This is a genomic window from Pseudomonas sp. YQ_6 (assembly GCF_043103245.1).
In the GTDB taxonomy this organism is placed as follows: Bacteria; Pseudomonadota; Gammaproteobacteria; order Pseudomonadales; family Pseudomonadaceae; genus Aquipseudomonas; species Aquipseudomonas alloputida.
On record NZ_JBICJR010000054.1, the window covers coordinates 1 to 16517 of the forward strand.

Annotated in this window: 15 protein-coding genes; 7 read left to right on the forward strand and 8 right to left on the reverse strand. The window is 63.1% G+C overall.

The features are described 5' to 3' along the window. A partial coding sequence (locus tag ACF8FG_RS18500; protein ID WP_064491417.1) for an acetolactate synthase large subunit occupies positions 1-1244 on the reverse strand: 1244 nt, incomplete at its 3' end. Positions 1245-1429: 185 nt separating this feature from the next. Between ACF8FG_RS18500 and ACF8FG_RS18505 the strand changes: the two genes are divergently transcribed. Next, entirely contained in the window at positions 1430-2311 is an 882-nt protein-coding gene (locus tag ACF8FG_RS18505; protein ID WP_004374921.1) for a LysR family transcriptional regulator, read from the forward strand. Here ACF8FG_RS18505 and ACF8FG_RS18510 read toward each other — a convergent pair. Further along, positions 2296-2955 carry an alpha/beta hydrolase gene (locus ACF8FG_RS18510; RefSeq protein ID WP_014590870.1) on the reverse strand — a complete coding sequence of 220 codons (660 nt, stop codon included), beginning with the start codon at positions 2953-2955 and terminating at the stop codon, positions 2296-2298. The genes ACF8FG_RS18505 and ACF8FG_RS18510 overlap by 16 nt on opposite strands. A gap of 263 nt (positions 2956-3218) precedes the next feature. Between ACF8FG_RS18510 and ACF8FG_RS18515 the strand changes: the two genes are divergently transcribed. The 3 genes from ACF8FG_RS18515 to ACF8FG_RS18525 all read left to right on the forward strand — a co-directional run bounded on the left by ACF8FG_RS18515 (position 3219) and on the right by ACF8FG_RS18525 (position 6409). Beyond that, on the forward strand, positions 3219-4403 hold the full coding sequence (locus ACF8FG_RS18515; protein WP_318080677.1) for an MFS transporter: 1185 nt from the start codon (positions 3219-3221) through the stop codon (positions 4401-4403). Positions 4404-4465: 62 nt separating this feature from the next. Continuing rightward, entirely contained in the window at positions 4466-5317 is an 852-nt protein-coding gene (locus ACF8FG_RS18520; RefSeq protein WP_004374928.1) for a LysR family transcriptional regulator, read from the forward strand. A gap of 96 nt (positions 5318-5413) precedes the next feature. Beyond that, positions 5414-6409 (forward strand): aldo/keto reductase, encoded by a 996-nt coding sequence (locus tag ACF8FG_RS18525; RefSeq protein WP_318080676.1) that lies wholly within the window; start codon positions 5414-5416, stop codon positions 6407-6409. On the opposite strand, the gene ACF8FG_RS18530 is transcribed toward ACF8FG_RS18525, so the two are convergent. Continuing rightward, entirely contained in the window at positions 6402-7673 is a 1272-nt protein-coding gene (locus ACF8FG_RS18530) for an ATP-binding protein (protein ID WP_318080675.1), read from the reverse strand. The genes ACF8FG_RS18525 and ACF8FG_RS18530 overlap by 8 nt on opposite strands. Beyond that, on the reverse strand, positions 7670-8371 hold the full coding sequence (locus ACF8FG_RS18535; protein WP_190869196.1) for a response regulator transcription factor: 702 nt from the start codon (positions 8369-8371) through the stop codon (positions 7670-7672). The genes ACF8FG_RS18530 and ACF8FG_RS18535 overlap by 4 nt, the downstream gene beginning before the upstream one ends. A 197-nt stretch (positions 8372-8568) precedes the next feature. Here ACF8FG_RS18535 and bamA point away from each other — a divergent pair, with 197 nt between their 5' ends. From bamA to ACF8FG_RS18550, 3 genes are all read left to right on the forward strand, one after another. Further along, a complete protein-coding gene (gene bamA, locus ACF8FG_RS18540) occupies positions 8569-10932 on the forward strand; it encodes an outer membrane protein assembly factor BamA (RefSeq protein WP_392519111.1) in 2364 nt (787 codons plus the stop codon). 127 nt (positions 10933-11059) lie between these two features. Beyond that, positions 11060-11443 carry a hypothetical protein gene (locus ACF8FG_RS18545; RefSeq protein ID WP_014590863.1) on the forward strand — a complete coding sequence of 128 codons (384 nt, stop codon included), beginning with the start codon at positions 11060-11062 and terminating at the stop codon, positions 11441-11443. Positions 11444-11457: 14 nt separating this feature from the next. Beyond that, positions 11458-12423 carry an endonuclease gene (locus tag ACF8FG_RS18550; protein ID WP_014590862.1) on the forward strand — a complete coding sequence of 322 codons (966 nt, stop codon included), beginning with the start codon at positions 11458-11460 and terminating at the stop codon, positions 12421-12423. Positions 12424-12465: 42 nt separating this feature from the next. On the opposite strand, the gene ACF8FG_RS18555 is transcribed toward ACF8FG_RS18550, so the two are convergent. Genes ACF8FG_RS18555 through ACF8FG_RS18570 form a run of 4 tightly spaced genes read right to left on the reverse strand, consistent with a single transcriptional unit; the run spans position 12466 to position 16509 of the window. After that, complete coding sequence (locus tag ACF8FG_RS18555) at positions 12466-13428, reverse strand: D-glycerate dehydrogenase (RefSeq protein ID WP_014590861.1); 963 nt, start codon at positions 13426-13428, stop codon at positions 12466-12468. Positions 13429-13438: 10 nt separating this feature from the next. After that, complete coding sequence (locus ACF8FG_RS18560; protein ID WP_010954250.1) at positions 13439-14731, reverse strand: MFS transporter; 1293 nt, start codon at positions 14729-14731, stop codon at positions 13439-13441. 55 nt (positions 14732-14786) lie between these two features. Continuing rightward, positions 14787-15737 carry a sugar kinase gene (locus ACF8FG_RS18565; protein WP_019437542.1) on the reverse strand — a complete coding sequence of 317 codons (951 nt, stop codon included), beginning with the start codon at positions 15735-15737 and terminating at the stop codon, positions 14787-14789. Then, positions 15730-16509 carry a sugar phosphate isomerase/epimerase gene (locus ACF8FG_RS18570; protein WP_014590859.1) on the reverse strand — a complete coding sequence of 260 codons (780 nt, stop codon included), beginning with the start codon at positions 16507-16509 and terminating at the stop codon, positions 15730-15732. The genes ACF8FG_RS18565 and ACF8FG_RS18570 overlap by 8 nt, the downstream gene beginning before the upstream one ends. Positions 16510-16517 lie beyond the last annotated feature (8 nt).

Below are 16517 nucleotides of genomic sequence, written 5' to 3' on the forward strand. Positions count from 1 at the left end.
GCCGATGGCAGGCCGGCGCCCATGGTCGCCAGGGCGTTGTCCAGCAGCACGGTGTTTGGCTTGTGCGCTTTGTAGTTGCGGGCGAACCAGATCTTGTAGATGCCGTTGTCCAGGGCGACGATGCCTTCGGACGGCAGTACACGACGGATGTCAGCCACCATGCGCTGTGGGTAGACCGGGAAGCGGTCGTCGTCGGCGCCTTCGGCGATCTGTGCTTCGTTGGCTTCACGGATGGCCATCAGGCGGGTGAAGTCCCAGTGCGACGTGTCGTTCAGCGCTTCACTGATCTGCCATACGGCGTTGGCGATGTCGCCGATCACTTCTACTTGCGGGAAGTACACGGCATCGACTTCGGCAGAGCGGAAGTTGATGTGGATGACTTCGGTGCCGCCACGGACCATGAAGAACGGTGGCTTCTCGATCACATCGTGGCCGATGTTGATGATCAGGTCAGCGGCTTCGACGGCGCGGTGAACGAAGTCGCCCGACGACAGCGCAGCGTTGCCGAGGAAGCGCGGGTGGCGCTCGTCGACCACGCCTTTACCCATTTGGGTGGTGATGAACGGGATGCCGGTCTTGTCGATCAGTTGCTTGAGGACCTTGGCGGTCATCTTGCGGTTGGCACCGGCACCGATCACCAGAATCGGGTTACGCGCGTTCTGCAGTTTCTCGACGGCAGCTTCGATGGCCACATGCTCGGCCAGCGGGCGGCGGTGCAGGCTGCGCGGGATCGGCAGCGCGTCGGTCTGCTCGGCGGCGATGTCTTCCGGCAGCTCCAGGTGCACCGCACCCGGCTTTTCTTCTTCGGCCAGGCGGAAGGCTTCGCGCATGCGCGCCGGGATGTTGTCGGCCGAGGCGAACTGGTGGGTGTACTTGGTGATGGGGTCCATCATGCCGCACACGTCAATGATCTGGAAGCGACCCTGCTTGGACTTCTTGATCGGCTTCTGCCCGGTGATCATCATCATCGGCATGCCGCCCAGGTAGGCGTAGGCACTGGCAGTCACCAGGTTGGTGGCACCAGGGCCGAGGGTCGACAGGCTGACGCCGGTCTTGCCGGTCAGACGACCGTAGGTGGCAGCCATGAAACCTGCAGACTGCTCGTGACGGGTCAGTACCAGCTTGATCTTCGACTTGCGCAGGGATTCGAGCAGGTCGAGGTTTTCCTCACCGGGAATGCCGAATACATACTCGACACCTTCGTTTTCCAGGCATTGCACAACGACATCGGCGGCCTTGGCCATTTGGGGTACTACCTCAAAATCTTTGTGGGATTGCAGATTTATTAAGCTGCGTGACTGAGATGTTGCAGGATGTCTCAGTGGCGCGCATCGTAGGCCCTCTGGTTAATAATAATAAATATATTGTTATGATGCTTAGCATCACAGTTCGTTATGAATGCATCTCGCATGAAAGGTAGCACCCCTCAATGAACCTCAAGGCATTGCGCTGCTGTGTCGAAATCGTCCGCCAAGGCAGCTTCACCAAGGCCGCGCAGCACCTGCACATCGCCCAGCCCGCGCTGAGCATGGCCGTTACCCGGCTGGAAGAAGAACTGGGGGTAACCCTGTTCAACCGCACCACGCGCAAAGTGATCCTCACGGCAGAAGGCGAGCAGTTCTTGCCGCGCATTGCCTCAGCCCTGCGCGAAATGGACGTTGCCCGGCAAGAGCTGCGCGACATGGCCGACCTCAAGCGCGGTGAAGTGCGCCTGGGTATCCCGCCGATGTTCGGCCTGCACTACGTCCCCGGGTTGATGAACGCCTTCCGCAAGTCGTACCCGGGCATTGCCATGACCGTGTTCGAAGGCAGTGCCGAAGACATTGGTCATCGCCTGGAGCAACGGGAAATCGACCTGGCGCTGCTGGAGTCCCGGCGTGTACCGCCCGACAAGGAGTCGATCCTGCTGGGCAGCGACGAGATGCTGGCGTGCATGCACCCTGATCACCCCTATGCCGGCAAGGCCTACCTCACCGCCGAAGACCTGCGCAATACCGACATGGTGGTGTTCGATCGCACCTTCGTTCAACGCCATCTTCTGGATGCGTTCTTCGCCGAACATGGCATCACTTACCAAGTGGCGCTACAGAGCAACTTCGTCTCGCTGGTAGTGCAGGCCGCGCTGGACAACATGGGGGTGGCGACCCTGCTGCGCTCGGTGCAGCAACGCACGCCAGGCATCGTCGGAGTGCCGTTCCGGCCAGCACAACAGATGAGTTTCCGCTTGTGCTGGCGCTCGGGGGAATACCTGTCGCTGGCCAGCAAGCGGTTCATCGACTTTGCTGCACAGACGCATTACCTGGAGCGGTGAGGGCCAGTCTTCTGGGCGAGATGAGCAATCACCTGCTCCGCGGCACGCCCCAGGCAGCCTTTGAAAAAGTGATTGGCACCGGCGTATACCGACACTGCCCGTTGTTCAGGGCCAGCCCATTGCAGCAGGTTGGCCAGCGGTGCCATTTCATCCTGTTCACCCTGCAGTAACAGGCAATCCCCAGGCAGCGGCAATGGCTCGTAATAGCGCCCTCCCGGTACATCCCCCACCGGCAGCCCCATCAATGCGACTGCCTGCAACTGCCCTTCCAGCGCACAGGCAACCCGGGCGAACACGTAGGCCCCAAAGGAAAACCCGACCAGGGCTACCGGCAGCTCGGGCTGTTGCTGGTTGAAGTGACGGATGACCGTGATGCAGTCCTCGGCTTCACCGATGCCCTGGTCGTGCGCGCCTTGGGTCTGCCCCACCCCACGAAAGCTCGGCCGTACCACTTGCCAGCCGGCTGCACGTAGCTGCCGTGCCAGGGTCAGCGGCACGATATGCCGTGGGCTACCGCCCAGCAGCGGTTGCGGATGGCTGACCAGCACCAACCCTTTGGGTGGTCCGTCGGGGTAGTCGATCAACAGCTCGATCTGGCCGACGGCCCCATCGATAAGCAGCGGGTTGCGCGGGGTATCTGACATTGCAGTTGTCCTTGTGAACCGAGTGTGTGGCGCGTGTACACCGTTTGCCGAGCGTTGGCGCGTCACCGCCCGCAGTCTAAAAGAGCAGGCATACCCGCTGCCACAGGATCCAGCCACTTCCGCCAGGGCGTAGCAAGAGCGCCCGCACTGAGCAGGAAACGGGCTGACAGGCGAGGAAGCCGGGGCAGCATCCTCGACGTTGCAGCCATCGATTGACTATTATCCCGCCTTGAACGTTTCAGCATGTTTCAATAGGGATACAGATGTCAGTCCAGGAACGCCCCCCGCTACCCAGTAAAAACACCGTCGCCAAGATGGAAGCCGCCATGGCACTGGGCAGCTTTGCCATCGGCACCGGCGAATTCGCCATCATGGGCCTGATGCCCGACATTGCCAGCAATTTGCAGTTGAGCGAACCACAGGTGGGCCATGCCATCAGCGCGTATGCGCTGGGGGTAATGGTTGGCGCCCCGACACTGGCCATTCTCGGTGCCAAACTGCTGCGCAAGCACATGCTGCTGCTGTTGATGCTGCTGTATGCCGTGGGCAACCTGGCCACTGCCTTTGCTCCCTCATTCGGTGGCCTGGTCGCATTTCGTTTCATCAGCGGCCTGCCCCACGGCGCCTACTTCGGCATTGCCGCAGTGGTGGCCTCGAGCATGGTGGCCAAGGATCAGCGCGCGGGGGCCGTTGCCCGGGTGATGATGGGCCTGACCTTGGCCATGTTGCTCGGCAACCCGGTTGCCACCTTCCTGGGCCAGTACTTCGGCTGGCGTTCGGCATTCGTGCTGGTCGGCGCGATCGCCCTGTGCACCATCGCCCTGGTCTGGCGTTTCGTGCCCCAGCGCCACGACGAAACACGCAGCGACCCGCGCAAGGAGCTCCAGGCCTTTGCCCTCCCACAGGTATGGATGGCGCTGGCCATCGCTTCGATCGGTTTTGCCGGCATGTTCTGCGTGTTCAGCTACCTGGCACCGACCATGCTGCAAGTGACCCAGGTGTCGCCACAGTGGATTCCGTTCGGTCTGGCGGCGTTCGGCGTGGGCGGTATCGTCGGCAACATCGCTGGCGGCAAGCTGTTCGACCGCCTGCAGTTCCGCGCCGTGGGCTTGGTACTGATGTGGTCGGTCGCCGTGCTGCTGTTCTTTACCTTCGCCGCCCAGGCGCTGTGGAGCCTGCTGCTGGGCATCGGCCTGGTGGGCACCATGATCGCCCTGGCGGCACCGCTACAGATTCGCCTCATGGACATTGCCCATGAGGCACCTAGCCTGGCAGCGGCGTCGAACCATGCGGCGTTCAACCTGGCCAATGCCCTGGGGCCATGTCTGGGAGGCATGGCGATCACTGCAGGCATGGGCTGGACCAGCACCGGGTACATTGGCGCCGCGACTGCGCTGGTTGGTTTGGGCATTTACCTGGTGGCGCGGCGGATGAAAGGCGGGCATTGAAGCCGGCATGGTCATAAAGGGTTACCCTACCCCTTCATGCACCCGCCACTGCCGAGTCATTCATGTTCGATTGGGAAGACCTGCGCCATTTCTCCGCCTTCAGCTCGGCCGGCTCGCTGTCGGCCGCTGCCAAGACCCTGGGTGTCGACCACGCCACCGTGGCCCGGCGCATCGCCTCGCTCGAAGCTTCGCTCAAGCTCAAGCTGGTCGACCGACGTCCCCGCGCCTATGCCCTCACCCACGAAGGCCAACGCGTTGCAGAACTCGCCGAGCAGATGGCCATGTCCTCTTTTGCCCTGGCGCATTTCGCCAGCGCCGGCCAACAGACAGTGGAAGGCGAAGTGGTGCTCTCGGCACCACCGGCGCTGCTGGGCAGCATCGTCGCCCGGCGCCTGGGCGAGCTGTACCAGCGCTACCCACAGCTGCGCCTGAAGCTGGTGGGCAGCAAATCCAAGGCATCCTTGGTCCGCCGCGAAGCTGACATCAGCATCGCCCTGGCCAGGCCGACAGAGCCAACTCTGGTGGTCAGCCTGCTGGGACACCTGGATTACCGGCTGTATGCCTCGCCCGGTTACCTGGCCAGCGCAACGGTCAGGCGCTACATCGGCTACGACGAGTCTCAGGCCCGTTCCCCACAACAGCAATGGCTCAACCTCCAGGCCGGCCAGCAGCCGTTCGCATTGCACAGCAATGACCTGCGCATCCAGGCCCAAGCCTGTGCCGGCGGCATCGGCATCGCCTGCCTGCCCGCGTTCATGGCACAGGAACACGGTCTGAAAGAGGCAGGCAGCGCCCAACAGACAATGAGCATCGAAATCTGGCTGGCCGTGCATGAAGACGTGCGCGCCACACCGCGGATCAAGGCGGTTACCGACTTCCTTCAGCAACAGGTGCGGCCGCTGCTACGCTTGTGAATTTTTGCAGATGGCGCATGCATCAATACGGAATTTTCGCACAACCCTGCCCGCGTTAGGCTAACTCCATCACTCACGCCCTTGAAGGAGACGACGATGCAGTACGTAAAGCTGGGTAGCACTGGGCTGGACATTTCAAGGCTGTGCCTGGGCTGCATGACCTTCGGTGCCCCCGACGCCGGCACTCATCCCTGGACCTTGGGCGAAGACGCCAGCCGGCCGATCATCCGCCATGCCGTCGAGCAAGGCATCAACTTCTTCGACACTGCCAACAGCTATTCCGCCGGCACCTCGGAAATCATCCTCGGCAAACTCCTGAGGGAGTTTACCCGCCGCGAAGAAACCGTGATCGCCACCAAGGTGTTCTTCCCTGCCAACATGTGGGAAGGCGCCAGCCGGCCCAATGAGCAAGGCTTGTCACGCAAGGCGATCATGGCCAACATCGACGCCAGCCTCAGCCGCCTGGGCACAGACTACGTCGACCTTTACCAGATCCACCGCTGGGACTACCACACCCCCATCGAGGAAACCATGGAAGCTCTGCATGATGTGGTCAAGGCCGGCAAGGCGCGCTACATCGGTGCATCGTCGATGTATGCCTGGCAGTTCGCCAAGGCGCAGCAGGTAGCCGCCAGCCATGGCTGGAGCCGCTTCGTGTCGATGCAAAACTACCTCAACCTGATCTACCGCGAAGAAGAGCGAGAGATGATCCCGCTGTGCCTGGATCAAGGCGTCGGCCTGATGCCCTGGAGCCCGATGGCGCGGGGCCGCCTGACACGACCGCAGGGGCAGCAAACCCAACGCACGCGCACCGATGTGTCCGGGCAGTCGTTCTATGAAAAGACCGAGGTGGAGGACGGCCGGGTAATCGATGTGGTCGAGCAGATCGCCAGCGAACGGGGGGTGCCGATGGCCCAGGTTGCGCTGGCCTGGGTGCTGGGTAGGGCCGGCGTTAGCGCCCCTATCGTCGGCGCCTCGAAGCCCGCCCACCTGGACGATGCCCTGGGCGCACTGTCACTGCAGCTGAGCGAGGACGAGGTGGCGCGCTTGCAGGCCCCTTACGTTCCCCACGCGGTCACCGGCTTCAAGTAGCAATGGCTTGCGGCAGTTCGATGTGCACCCGCAAGCCCCCTGTGGCGGCGGCCAGCGCGGTGATGCTGCCACCGTGCAAGGCGATGGCACGCTGGGCGATCGCCAGCCCCAGGCCGAAGCCGTCGCTGCTGTCGCTGCTGTCGCTGCCACGGTCGAACGGTTCGAAGATGCGCTGCAGGCGCGCCGGGTCGACGCCCGGGCCATGGTCGCTGACGCACACCTGCAACCATTGCCCACCTGGTGCCGGTGCGGCCTCCACCAATACCGCCGTGCCGGGCTTGGTGTAGCGCACGGCATTGCGGATGACGTTCTCGAAGGCCCGGTACAGGAGTTCTTCATGGCCATGCATGAGAAACGCACCCTGAGCCAGCAAGGACACTTGGCACTGCTTCATGCCTGCCTCGAAACGGGCATCCTCGACGATCTGCGCCAGCAGTTCGACCACATCCACGCTGGCGAAGTCATTGTTGCCTTGACGGGACTGGGCACGGGCCAGGGTCAGCAGTTGCTCGATCAGGTCGTCCATGCGCCGCGACTCGCGCTCGACCCGCTCCAGCATGTCGGGCCGGTCGGGTTGCTGGCGCATCAGGCCAATGGCGGCATGCATGCGGGTAAGCGGTGAGCGCAGCTCATGGGAAATATCATGCAGCAGGTTCTGCTGGGCCTGCACCAGGGCCTTGAGCTGGCCGGCCATGCGGTCACAGTCCTCGGCCAGGTCGACGATTTCGTCACGGCGCTTGCCCAGCCGCGGCCTGACCCGCACATCGAAACGGCCTTGGGCAACCTGGCCCATGGCCTCGCGCAGCCAGGTCAGCGGCCGGGTCAGGTAAAAGCTGCACAACAGCGCGAACAGCGCGCTCATCACCGCCCCGGTCACGAACGGGCCAAGGTTGCGTGGGCGCGGTGCCATACCGACACGGGTGGCCACCGAAGCGCGCAGCACCAGCGGGCGGCCGTCACGGTCGAGCAGTGCCTGCTCGAAACGCGCCACGTGCACCGTTTGGCCAGCCAGCAAGCGGCCTTGATCGTCGTAAAGGCCTACTTGCACATCCTGCGGCTGTGGCGACACGTCCAGCAACTGGCGGCCGGCCCGCTCGCCATGCCGTTCGAGCAATTGCAGCTCGGTGGCCAGCAGCGAACGCAGCCCGGGGGTATCGCCGCGCAGTTCATTGAGCATGAAGGCCCCCGCCCCCACCAGGAAGGTCAGGGTGTTGGCCAGCCAGAACGCCAGGAACAGCTTCCAGAACAGACGCCGGCGCATCATTCGACGATCAGCATGTAGCCCATGCCGCGCACGCTCTGGATCCAGCTGCTGCCATCGGCACGCGGGCCAAGTTTTTGCCGGATGCTGCTGACGTGCACGTCGATGCGTCGGTCATAACGGGTCAGCGGCCGGCCCAGGGCATTGAGCGACAGGTCCTGCTTGCTGACCAGCTGACCGGCCTGGCGCGCCAGGGCTTCGAGCAGGCTGAACTCGGAGCCGGTCAGTTCCAGCGTGGCTGCGCCCCAGCGTGCCTCGCGCCGCCCCGGCCACATTTTCAATGCGCCGCTGCGTACCTGTTCAGGTACCTCAGGCGCACTGGTATCACCCATCAGGTGTGGCTTCACGCGGCGCAGTATCGCCCGCAGGCGCGCCACCAGCTCGCCAGGAGAGCTGGGCTTGGGTACATAGTCGTCGGCACCCAGCTCCAGGCCGGCGATGCGGTCGATGTTGTCGCCACGGGCAGTCAGCAGCAGTACCGGCACCTGGCTGCGCGCGCGCACGCGGCGTAACACTTCGATGCCCGAAATGCCGGGCAGCATGACGTCCAGTACCACCACCTGGAAGTTACCGGACAACGCCTGGGTCTCGCCTTCTTCGCCGGTGTCCACGGCCATTGCCTGGAAGCCTTCGCGCGCCAGGTACAAAGAGAGCATTTCGGTCAGTTCGCGGTCGTCGTCGACCAGCAGCACAGGGATCATCAGGGCCAGATATCGCAATTGCAGGGGGGGTAATGATCGCCCTACGCGCCGGCACTGTCACCGCCGGCCGGTCGGACTTTACACATCTTTACCCTCGGCTAACCGCGCCGTACACAGCCCGCCCGTATCCTCATCGCCCGCTGCTTGCGGGTTGCCCGCGCTCGCCTCCCTCCAAATCCGCTTGTCTGGAACCCCCGATGAACTACCCGCGCCTGTTGCTCTCCATCCTGCTGCTGAAAGCCACGCTGGCCCAGGCCTCACCGTTCAGGATCGCCGACATTCGCGTCAACGGCCTGCAGCGGGTTTCCGCTGGCAGTGTGTTCGGTGCCTTGCCGCTGAACGTTGGCGACCAGGCCGACGACCGCCGCCTGGTGGACTCGACGCGTTCCTTGTTCAAGACCGGGTTCTTCCAGGACATCCAGTTGAGCCGCGATGGCAATGTGCTGATCATCAACGTGGTCGAGCGCCCGTCGGTGTCGAGCATCGAGATTGAAGGCAACAAGGCGATCAGCACCGAAGACCTGATGAAGGGCCTGAAACAATCGGGCCTGGCCGAAGGCGAGATCTTCCAGCGTGCCACCCTCGAAGGTGTGCGTAACGAGCTGCAGCGCCAGTACGTGGCCCAGGGGCGCTACTCGGCCGAGGTCGACGCCGAAGTGGTGCCGCAGCCGCGCAACCGTGTGGCGCTGAAGATCAAGATCAACGAAGGCACCGTCGCCGCCATCCAGCACATCAACATCGTTGGCAACAACGTAATCGATGACGAGACCCTGGGGCAGCTTTTCGAACTGAAGACCACCAACTGGTTGTCGTTCTTCAAGAACGACGACAAGTACGCCCGTGAAAAACTCTCCGGTGACCTGGAGCGCCTGCGTTCCTACTACCTGGACCGCGGCTACATCAACATGGACATCGCCTCCACCCAGGTGTCCATCACGCCGGACAAGAAGCACGTCTACATCACCGTCAACATCAACGAAGGCGAGAAATACACCGTTCGCGACGTGAAGCTGTCCGGTGACCTCAAGGTGCCGGAAGACCAGGTCAAGTCGCTGCTGCTGGTGCAGCCGGGGCAGGTATTCTCGCGCAAGGTGATGACCACCACGTCCGAGCTGATCACCCGCCGCCTGGGTAACGAAGGCTACACCTTCGCCAACGTCAACGGCGTGCCGCAACCAAACGACCAGGACCACACCGTCGACATCATGTTCGTGGTCGACCCGGGCAAGCGTGCCTACGTCAACCGCATCAACTACCGCGGCAACACCAAGACCGAAGACGAAGTGCTGCGTCGCGAAATGCGCCAGATGGAAGGTGGCTGGGCGTCGACCTACCTGATCGACCAGTCCAAGACCCGCCTGGAGCGCCTGGGCTTCTTCAAGGAAGTCAACGTCGAGACCCCGCAGGTGCCTGGCACCGACGACCAGGTCGACGTCAACTACAGCGTCGAAGAGCAGGCCTCGGGTTCGATCACCGCCAGCGTCGGTTTCGCCCAGAGCGCCGGCCTGATCCTGGGGGGGTCGATCAGCCAGAGCAACTTCCTCGGCACCGGTAACAAGGTGTCCATCGGCCTGACCCGTTCGGAATACCAGACCAAGTACAACTTCGGCTTCGTCGACCCCTACTTCACCGCCGACGGCGTGAGCCTGGGCTACAACCTGTTCTACAACAGCACCGACTACAGCGATTACTACGACGATGGGGTTTCGTATTATGCAATCAACAGCTACGGCGCCGGGGTCAGCTTCGGCTACCCGATCAACGAAACCTCGCGCCTGACCTACGGCCTGACCCTGCAGCACGACGACATTTCGCCCGGCACCTACAGCGCTGACGAGATCTACGATTTCATCTCCCGCGAAGGCAAAAGCTTCAACAACCTCAAGGCGTCGATCGGTTGGTCGGAATCTACCCTCAACAAAGGCGTGCTAGCCACCCGGGGCCACTCGCAGAGCCTGACGCTGATGGCCACCACCCCTGGCAGCGACCTGTCGTTCTACAAGCTTGACTACAACGGCCAGGCTTTCCTGCCGGTCACCAGCAACACCACGCTGCGCCTGCACACCAACCTGGGCTACGGCAACGGCTATGGCTCCACCGACGGCTTGCCGTTCTATGAAAGCTACAACGCCGGTGGGCAGGGGTCGGTACGCGGGTTCAAGGACGGCACCCTCGGCCCGCGCAGCACGCCGGCTACCGGGGCCTATTCCAGCGCTGGGCAGGCTTACTATTCCGACCGCGACACCGATGTGCTGGGGGGTAATATCCTGATTACCGGCGGTGCCGAGTACCTGTTCCCGCTGCCCTTCGTGCAGGACCAGAGCCAGCTGCGCAGCTCGGTGTTTGTCGATGCCGGCAACGTATATGCCGACACCTGCTACCTGTCCACCACTCAAGGCTGCGGCAGCGTCGACCTGGCGCAGATGGCTGTGTCGCTGGGGGTTGGCGTGACCTGGTACAGCCCGATGGGGCCGCTGAGTTTCAGCCTGGCGGTGCCATTGAAGAAGCCGGATAACGCCGAAACCCAAGTGTTCCAGTTCTCGTTGGGGCAGACCTTCTGAGGCTGCTCTTGAAATGAACCGCGCAGCGGGGCTGAGCATTACCCGCTTTTACCCCCGCTTTACCCAAGTTGACAGTCACCTTGCCTAAGCTGGCCAGCACTCGAACCCCGCCCAGCAGGACACCCTCATGCCTCCGTTCACACCCTGTTTCCCTACATCACTGCGCGAAAATGAAATACCCCTCGCCCTGCTCGATCTGGTGCGGGAACGCCTGGCCGCCCTGCTTGGCCCACGCTTCACGGTGGTACTGGGCGGTAGCGGCAACGGCGATGGTGTCAGTCATTACCACCTCGCAATCCAGCACAACCAGAGCGGGGTATCCCTGGAGGACTACGGTGACATCGGTGCCGGTTTCGTCGAGCACCTGCTGCGCATGGGCACCCAAGTGCGGGACATGCTCGACTCAGCCACATTCAGCCGTATGGGCAGCGACGACCCTGGCCGACCATTGGTATGGCTCCGTGAGCTGGTCAGCCCCGGGGAAACCATTACAATGCCCGGCCCAACCTGAAATATGTTTTCCCCATGAAATCACTGCTTTACGCCATAACCTTATTATTTTCCTTTACCCTCCCCGCTCTGGCCAATCCGCCGGCCACCTTCACCGAAGCCAAGGTGGTGGCCAAGCAGAAGGTCTACCTGGACCAGGCCAGCAGTGCCATGGGCGACTTGTACTGCGGTTGCAAATGGACCTGGGTGGGCAAGTCTGGCGGACGCATCGATGCCGCCTCGTGTGGTTACCAGACGCGCAAGCAGCAGAACCGTGCCGAACGCACCGAGTGGGAACACATCGTGCCCGCCCACACCTTCGGCAACCAGCGCCAGTGCTGGAAGAACGGCGGCCGTGAGCACTGCGTGGACAACGACCCGGTGTTCCGCGCCATGGAGGCCGACCTGTTCAACCTTTACCCGGCCGTGGGTGAGGTCAACGGTGACCGCAGTAACTTCAACTACGGCATGGTCACTGGCAATGCCGGCGAATACGGCCAATGCACCACCAAGGTCGATTTCGTCCAGCGCACCGCCGAACCGCGTGACGAAGTCAAAGGGCTGGTGGCCCGCACCACGTTCTACATGTTCGACCGCTACAAGCTGAACATGTCGCGCCAACAGCAACAGCTGCTGATGGCCTGGGACAAGCAACACCCGGTGTCGGCCTGGGAGAAAGAACGCGACCGGCGCATTGCCGCGATCATGGGCCATGCCAACCCGTTCGTAAGCGGCGAACGCAAGTGGACCGCCGGCTACAAGCCGGTTGGCAGCGGCGTGGTACAGGCGGTGCCGGTAAAAGCGGCCAAGCCAGAGGCCAAACCAAGCCTTGCCAGTGCCGGTTCGGTCGGCGCCGTGCTTGGCAACCGCAACAGCCACGTCTATCACTTGTCAGTCGGCTGCCCGGGCTACAACCAGGTTGCAGCGAAGAACCAGGTTACCTTCGCAAACGAAGGTGAAGCGCAGGCAGCGGGGTATCGCAAGGCAGGCAACTGCCGCTGATCGTTTCAAAGGCTGCGCGGCCCCTGTGGGAACGGGGGCGCGTCAGCCGTTGACCAGGTTTACCGGCCGTTCACCGGCCAGCGCGCTGAGCAGGTTGTCCACCGCGCAACGCGCCATGGCCTGGCGGGTTTCCTCGGTCGCCGAGCCGATATGCGGGGTCGCTACCACGTTATCCAGCTGCAACAGCGGCGAATCGGTCGGCAGCGGCTCGTGCACGAACACGTCCAGCCCCGCACCTCGGATGCGCCTGGCCCGCAGCGCTTCGATCAGCGCCTGCTCATCCACCACACGCCCGCGTGAGATGTTCACCAGGATTGCCTCAGGCTTCATCAACGCGAGTTCCCGTGCGCCTATCAGGCCTTCGGTGCTGGCGCTCAATGGCACCGTCAGGCAAACGAAATCTGCCTGCTGCAACAGCTCATCCAGGCTGCACTGGCATGCGGCATAGCGTGCTTCCACCTCGGGCTTGGCACGCTGGCTGTGATACAGCACGCGCATGCCAAAACCAGCGGCCGCGCGCCGGGCCAGGGCCTCGCCAATGCGGCCCATGCCGACGATGCCTAGCGTCTTGCCGTGCACATCACTGCCAAAATGCGCCGGCCCCAGGTTGGCCTGCCAACGGCCGTCACGCACCCAGTTCGCCAGCTCCACCACCCGCCTGGCGGTAGCCAGGATCAAGGCAAAGCCTGTGTCGGCCGTAGTTTCGGTCAACACGTCGGGCGTGTTGGTGAGCATCACACCACGCCTGCTGAGTTCAGCAATGTCGTAGTTGTCCACGCCTACCGAAACGCTCGACACCACTTCCAGTTGCGGGGCAAGGTCGAGCAGGCTGGCATCCAGGCGCAGGCTGGCCCCCAGTAACCCATGCGCCCCCGGTAATGCATCGCGCAGGCGGGCCAGGCCATCGGGCTGGGTGGTATCCACCCAGGTCACCTCGACGCGATCTTGCAGGCGTGCCATCAGGTCTTCGGACAGGCGTTTATACAGGACGATTCGCTTCTTCATTGCAGGTTTCCTAATGGTTCATGGCCAGGCGCGAACTATCGCGCTTTGCCCGGCCAGAGGTCTGGGAAGTATTGAGCGCAGCGGTAAGCGCCACTGCCGTCAGCAGCGCACCGCACATGAACAGATAAGAGGCGCCGGGCCCGCCCGTAGCCCCATTGAGGTAGCCCACCAGCCACGAACCGCCAAACGAGCCCAGCGCCCCCATGCTGTTGATCAGCGCCATGGCGCCGCCTGCGACGTTGGCCGGCAGGATCTCGGGCACGATCGCGAAGAATGGGCCATAGGGTGCGTACATACAGGCGCCAGCAACCACCAGCAATGCATACGACAGCCAGAAATGCTCGCTGCCCAAGGCGTAGGAACCATAGAACGCCAACGCGGCAATCAGCAGCGGCGGCCAGACGAAGCGCTTGCGCTTTTGCAGGCGGTCGGACGCCCAGGACACGCCCACCATCGCCAGCACCGCCGCCAGGTAGGGCACCGAGGCCAGCCAGCCGGCCTGCACGATATCGACATTCGCCGCCTGCTTGAGGATCGACGGCAGCCACAGCACGAAGCCATACACGCCGATGCTCCAGCAGAAGTACTGCAGCGCCAGGATGATCACTTGCGGCGAGCGGAACGCTTCGCGGTAGTTCTTTACAGGCTTGATACCCTGCTGCTCGGCAGCCAGTGCCTGCGCCAAGGCGGCCTTTTCCTGCTCGCTCAGCCAAGCCACCTGGGCCGGGCGGTCATCCACCAGGCGCCACCAGAAGAACGCCCAGATCACGGCGGGCAGGCCTTCGATGATGAACATCCAGCGCCAGTCGTAATGCTTGATCAGGTAACCGGACACCACCGACATCCACAGAATGGTCACCGGGTTGCCCAGCATCAGGAATGTATTGGCGCGCGAACGCTCGGCCCGGGTGAACCAATGGCACAGGTACACCAGCATGGCCGGCATGACCGCAGCCTCCACCACCCCGAGCAGGAAGCGGATACCGATCAGCATGTAGACGTTGCTGACCATGCCGGTAAGCGTGGCAAGGCCGCCCCACAGGATCAGGCAGACGAAGATGAGCTTCTTCACGCTGCGCTTTTCAGCGTAGATGGCGCCGGGCACCTGGAAGAAGAAGTAACCGAGAAAGAACAGCGCACCCAACAACGAAGACAGCACCGGGGTGATGTGCAGGTCTTCGGCCATGCCGGAGGCGGCGGCGAAGCCGTAGTTGGCGCGGTCCAGGTACGCCAGGCTGTAGGTGACGAACACAATCGGGATGATGTACCACCAGCGGCGAGGTGCCAGGCTTTGGCTTTGCATGGATTGTTTCTCCTGAGCTTGTTGTTTTTGTTGCAACAGGTGATTCGGGATCGGCTCATGCGCTTCTGCGCAGGTCGTAGGCCTCCAGTTCATCGCGCAGCGGCAGCCCTTCCATGTCGCCCCGCGACTGCACGGCACGGCTGCCGCACCAGTTGCCGCGCGCTACCGCCTCGGCTACCGGACGGCCCTCCAGTAGCGCGCTGAGCACACCGACGGCAAAGGCATCACCTGCACCGACGGTGTCCACCACGCGGCTGACTGGCACGGGGGCTACCTGCCCTTCGCCCTTGGCGCTGCGGAAGTAGGCGCCAGCGTCGCCCAGCTTGATCACCACCAGTTCCACCCCTTGGTCCAGGTAGAACGCGGCGATATCGGCCGGGGTGTGCTGACCAGTCAGCAACCGCCCCTCTTCCAACCCCGGTAAAACCCAGTCGGCCTTGGCCGCCAGGGCATTGATTTCACGCACCATGCTGCTTTGATCGGGCCACAGCGAGGGGCGCAGGTTAGGGTCGAACGATATGCTGCGCCCGGCTGCGCGCATTGCATCCAGCAGCGTGTGGGACAGCGCCCGCGAGCTGTCCGACAGCGCCAGCGGAATACCGGTAGCGTGCACGTGCCGAGCCTGCAGCCAAACGGGGCTCACCATCGCAGGTGACAGCCTGCTGGCCGCCGAACCGCGGCGAAAGTACTCCACTGCCGGGTCGCTGCCATCATCGCTGCGGGCCTTGAGCTGAAAACCCGTCGGGTAGTTGGCATCCACCTCGACGCCGGAACAGTCAAGGCCTTCGCCGCGCAAGCTGTCGAGAACGAAACGGCCCAGCGAATCGTCACCTACCCGGCTCAGCCAGCGCACCTTGAAACCCAGCCGCGCCAGGCCAATCGCCACGTTGCTGTCGGCGCCGGCGATGCGTTTGCCGAACTGTCCGACACCGGCCAGGTCACCGGCTTGCTCTGCAACGAACATGGCCATGGTCTCGCCGAAACACAGCACGTCATGTTCATGCATGGTCCAGCTCCTGCGCCGCGCCCAGTGCAGAAAGGTGACGCACCTGGGCCCGCGTCAGCGCCAACAGGTCTTCGCCCACCAGGGGGTACTCGACGGCGCGCACCACGCCCGGTGCGAACTCGGCCATCAGCGCTGCCCACTCCTGCAGGTCCGCAGCCTGCGGCGGTATGGCCACCAGACGGCCATCGGCCCGGCGCTGCACAGCCTTGCAATGCACATAGCGCACCCAACGGCCTAGCTGCCTTGCAGCTTGCCGCGCAGGCTCGCCTTGCCACTGCCAGTTACCGATATCGAACGTCATGCCCAGGCGCAGCCCAAGCGGGTCGACACGCTGGAAAAACTGCAGCATCGGTTCGATCCTGCCACCTTGTGCGGTCTGATCGTTTTCCACCAGCAACAGAGGCCCCTGCGCAGGCAGCAGCGACGCCAGGGCCGTCACATCGCAGTGCTCATCGAAGTGCCCCAAGGAAACCTTCAGCGCCACCGCGCCAAGCGCCCGGGCAATTTCCAGCTTCTGCACCAGCAGCGGGTCGGGCACGCCTTGAGCGGTCCACAGTTCAAGGGGGGTGGAGTACAGGCATTCCAGGCGCAGCGCGGCAATGACCCTACCGAGCGCAGCTGCGTCCGGTGCGCTGGCGAACAATTCTTCGCGCAATTCGACGCGGCTGACGCCAGCGGCTGCCAGCAGGTCCAGAAACTGCTCCTGGCCACGTTGGCGCACAAAGTCGGCGCCGTAGCTGGAGAGACTGATGGAAACGGGGTTCGCTTGCATTGTTCTTG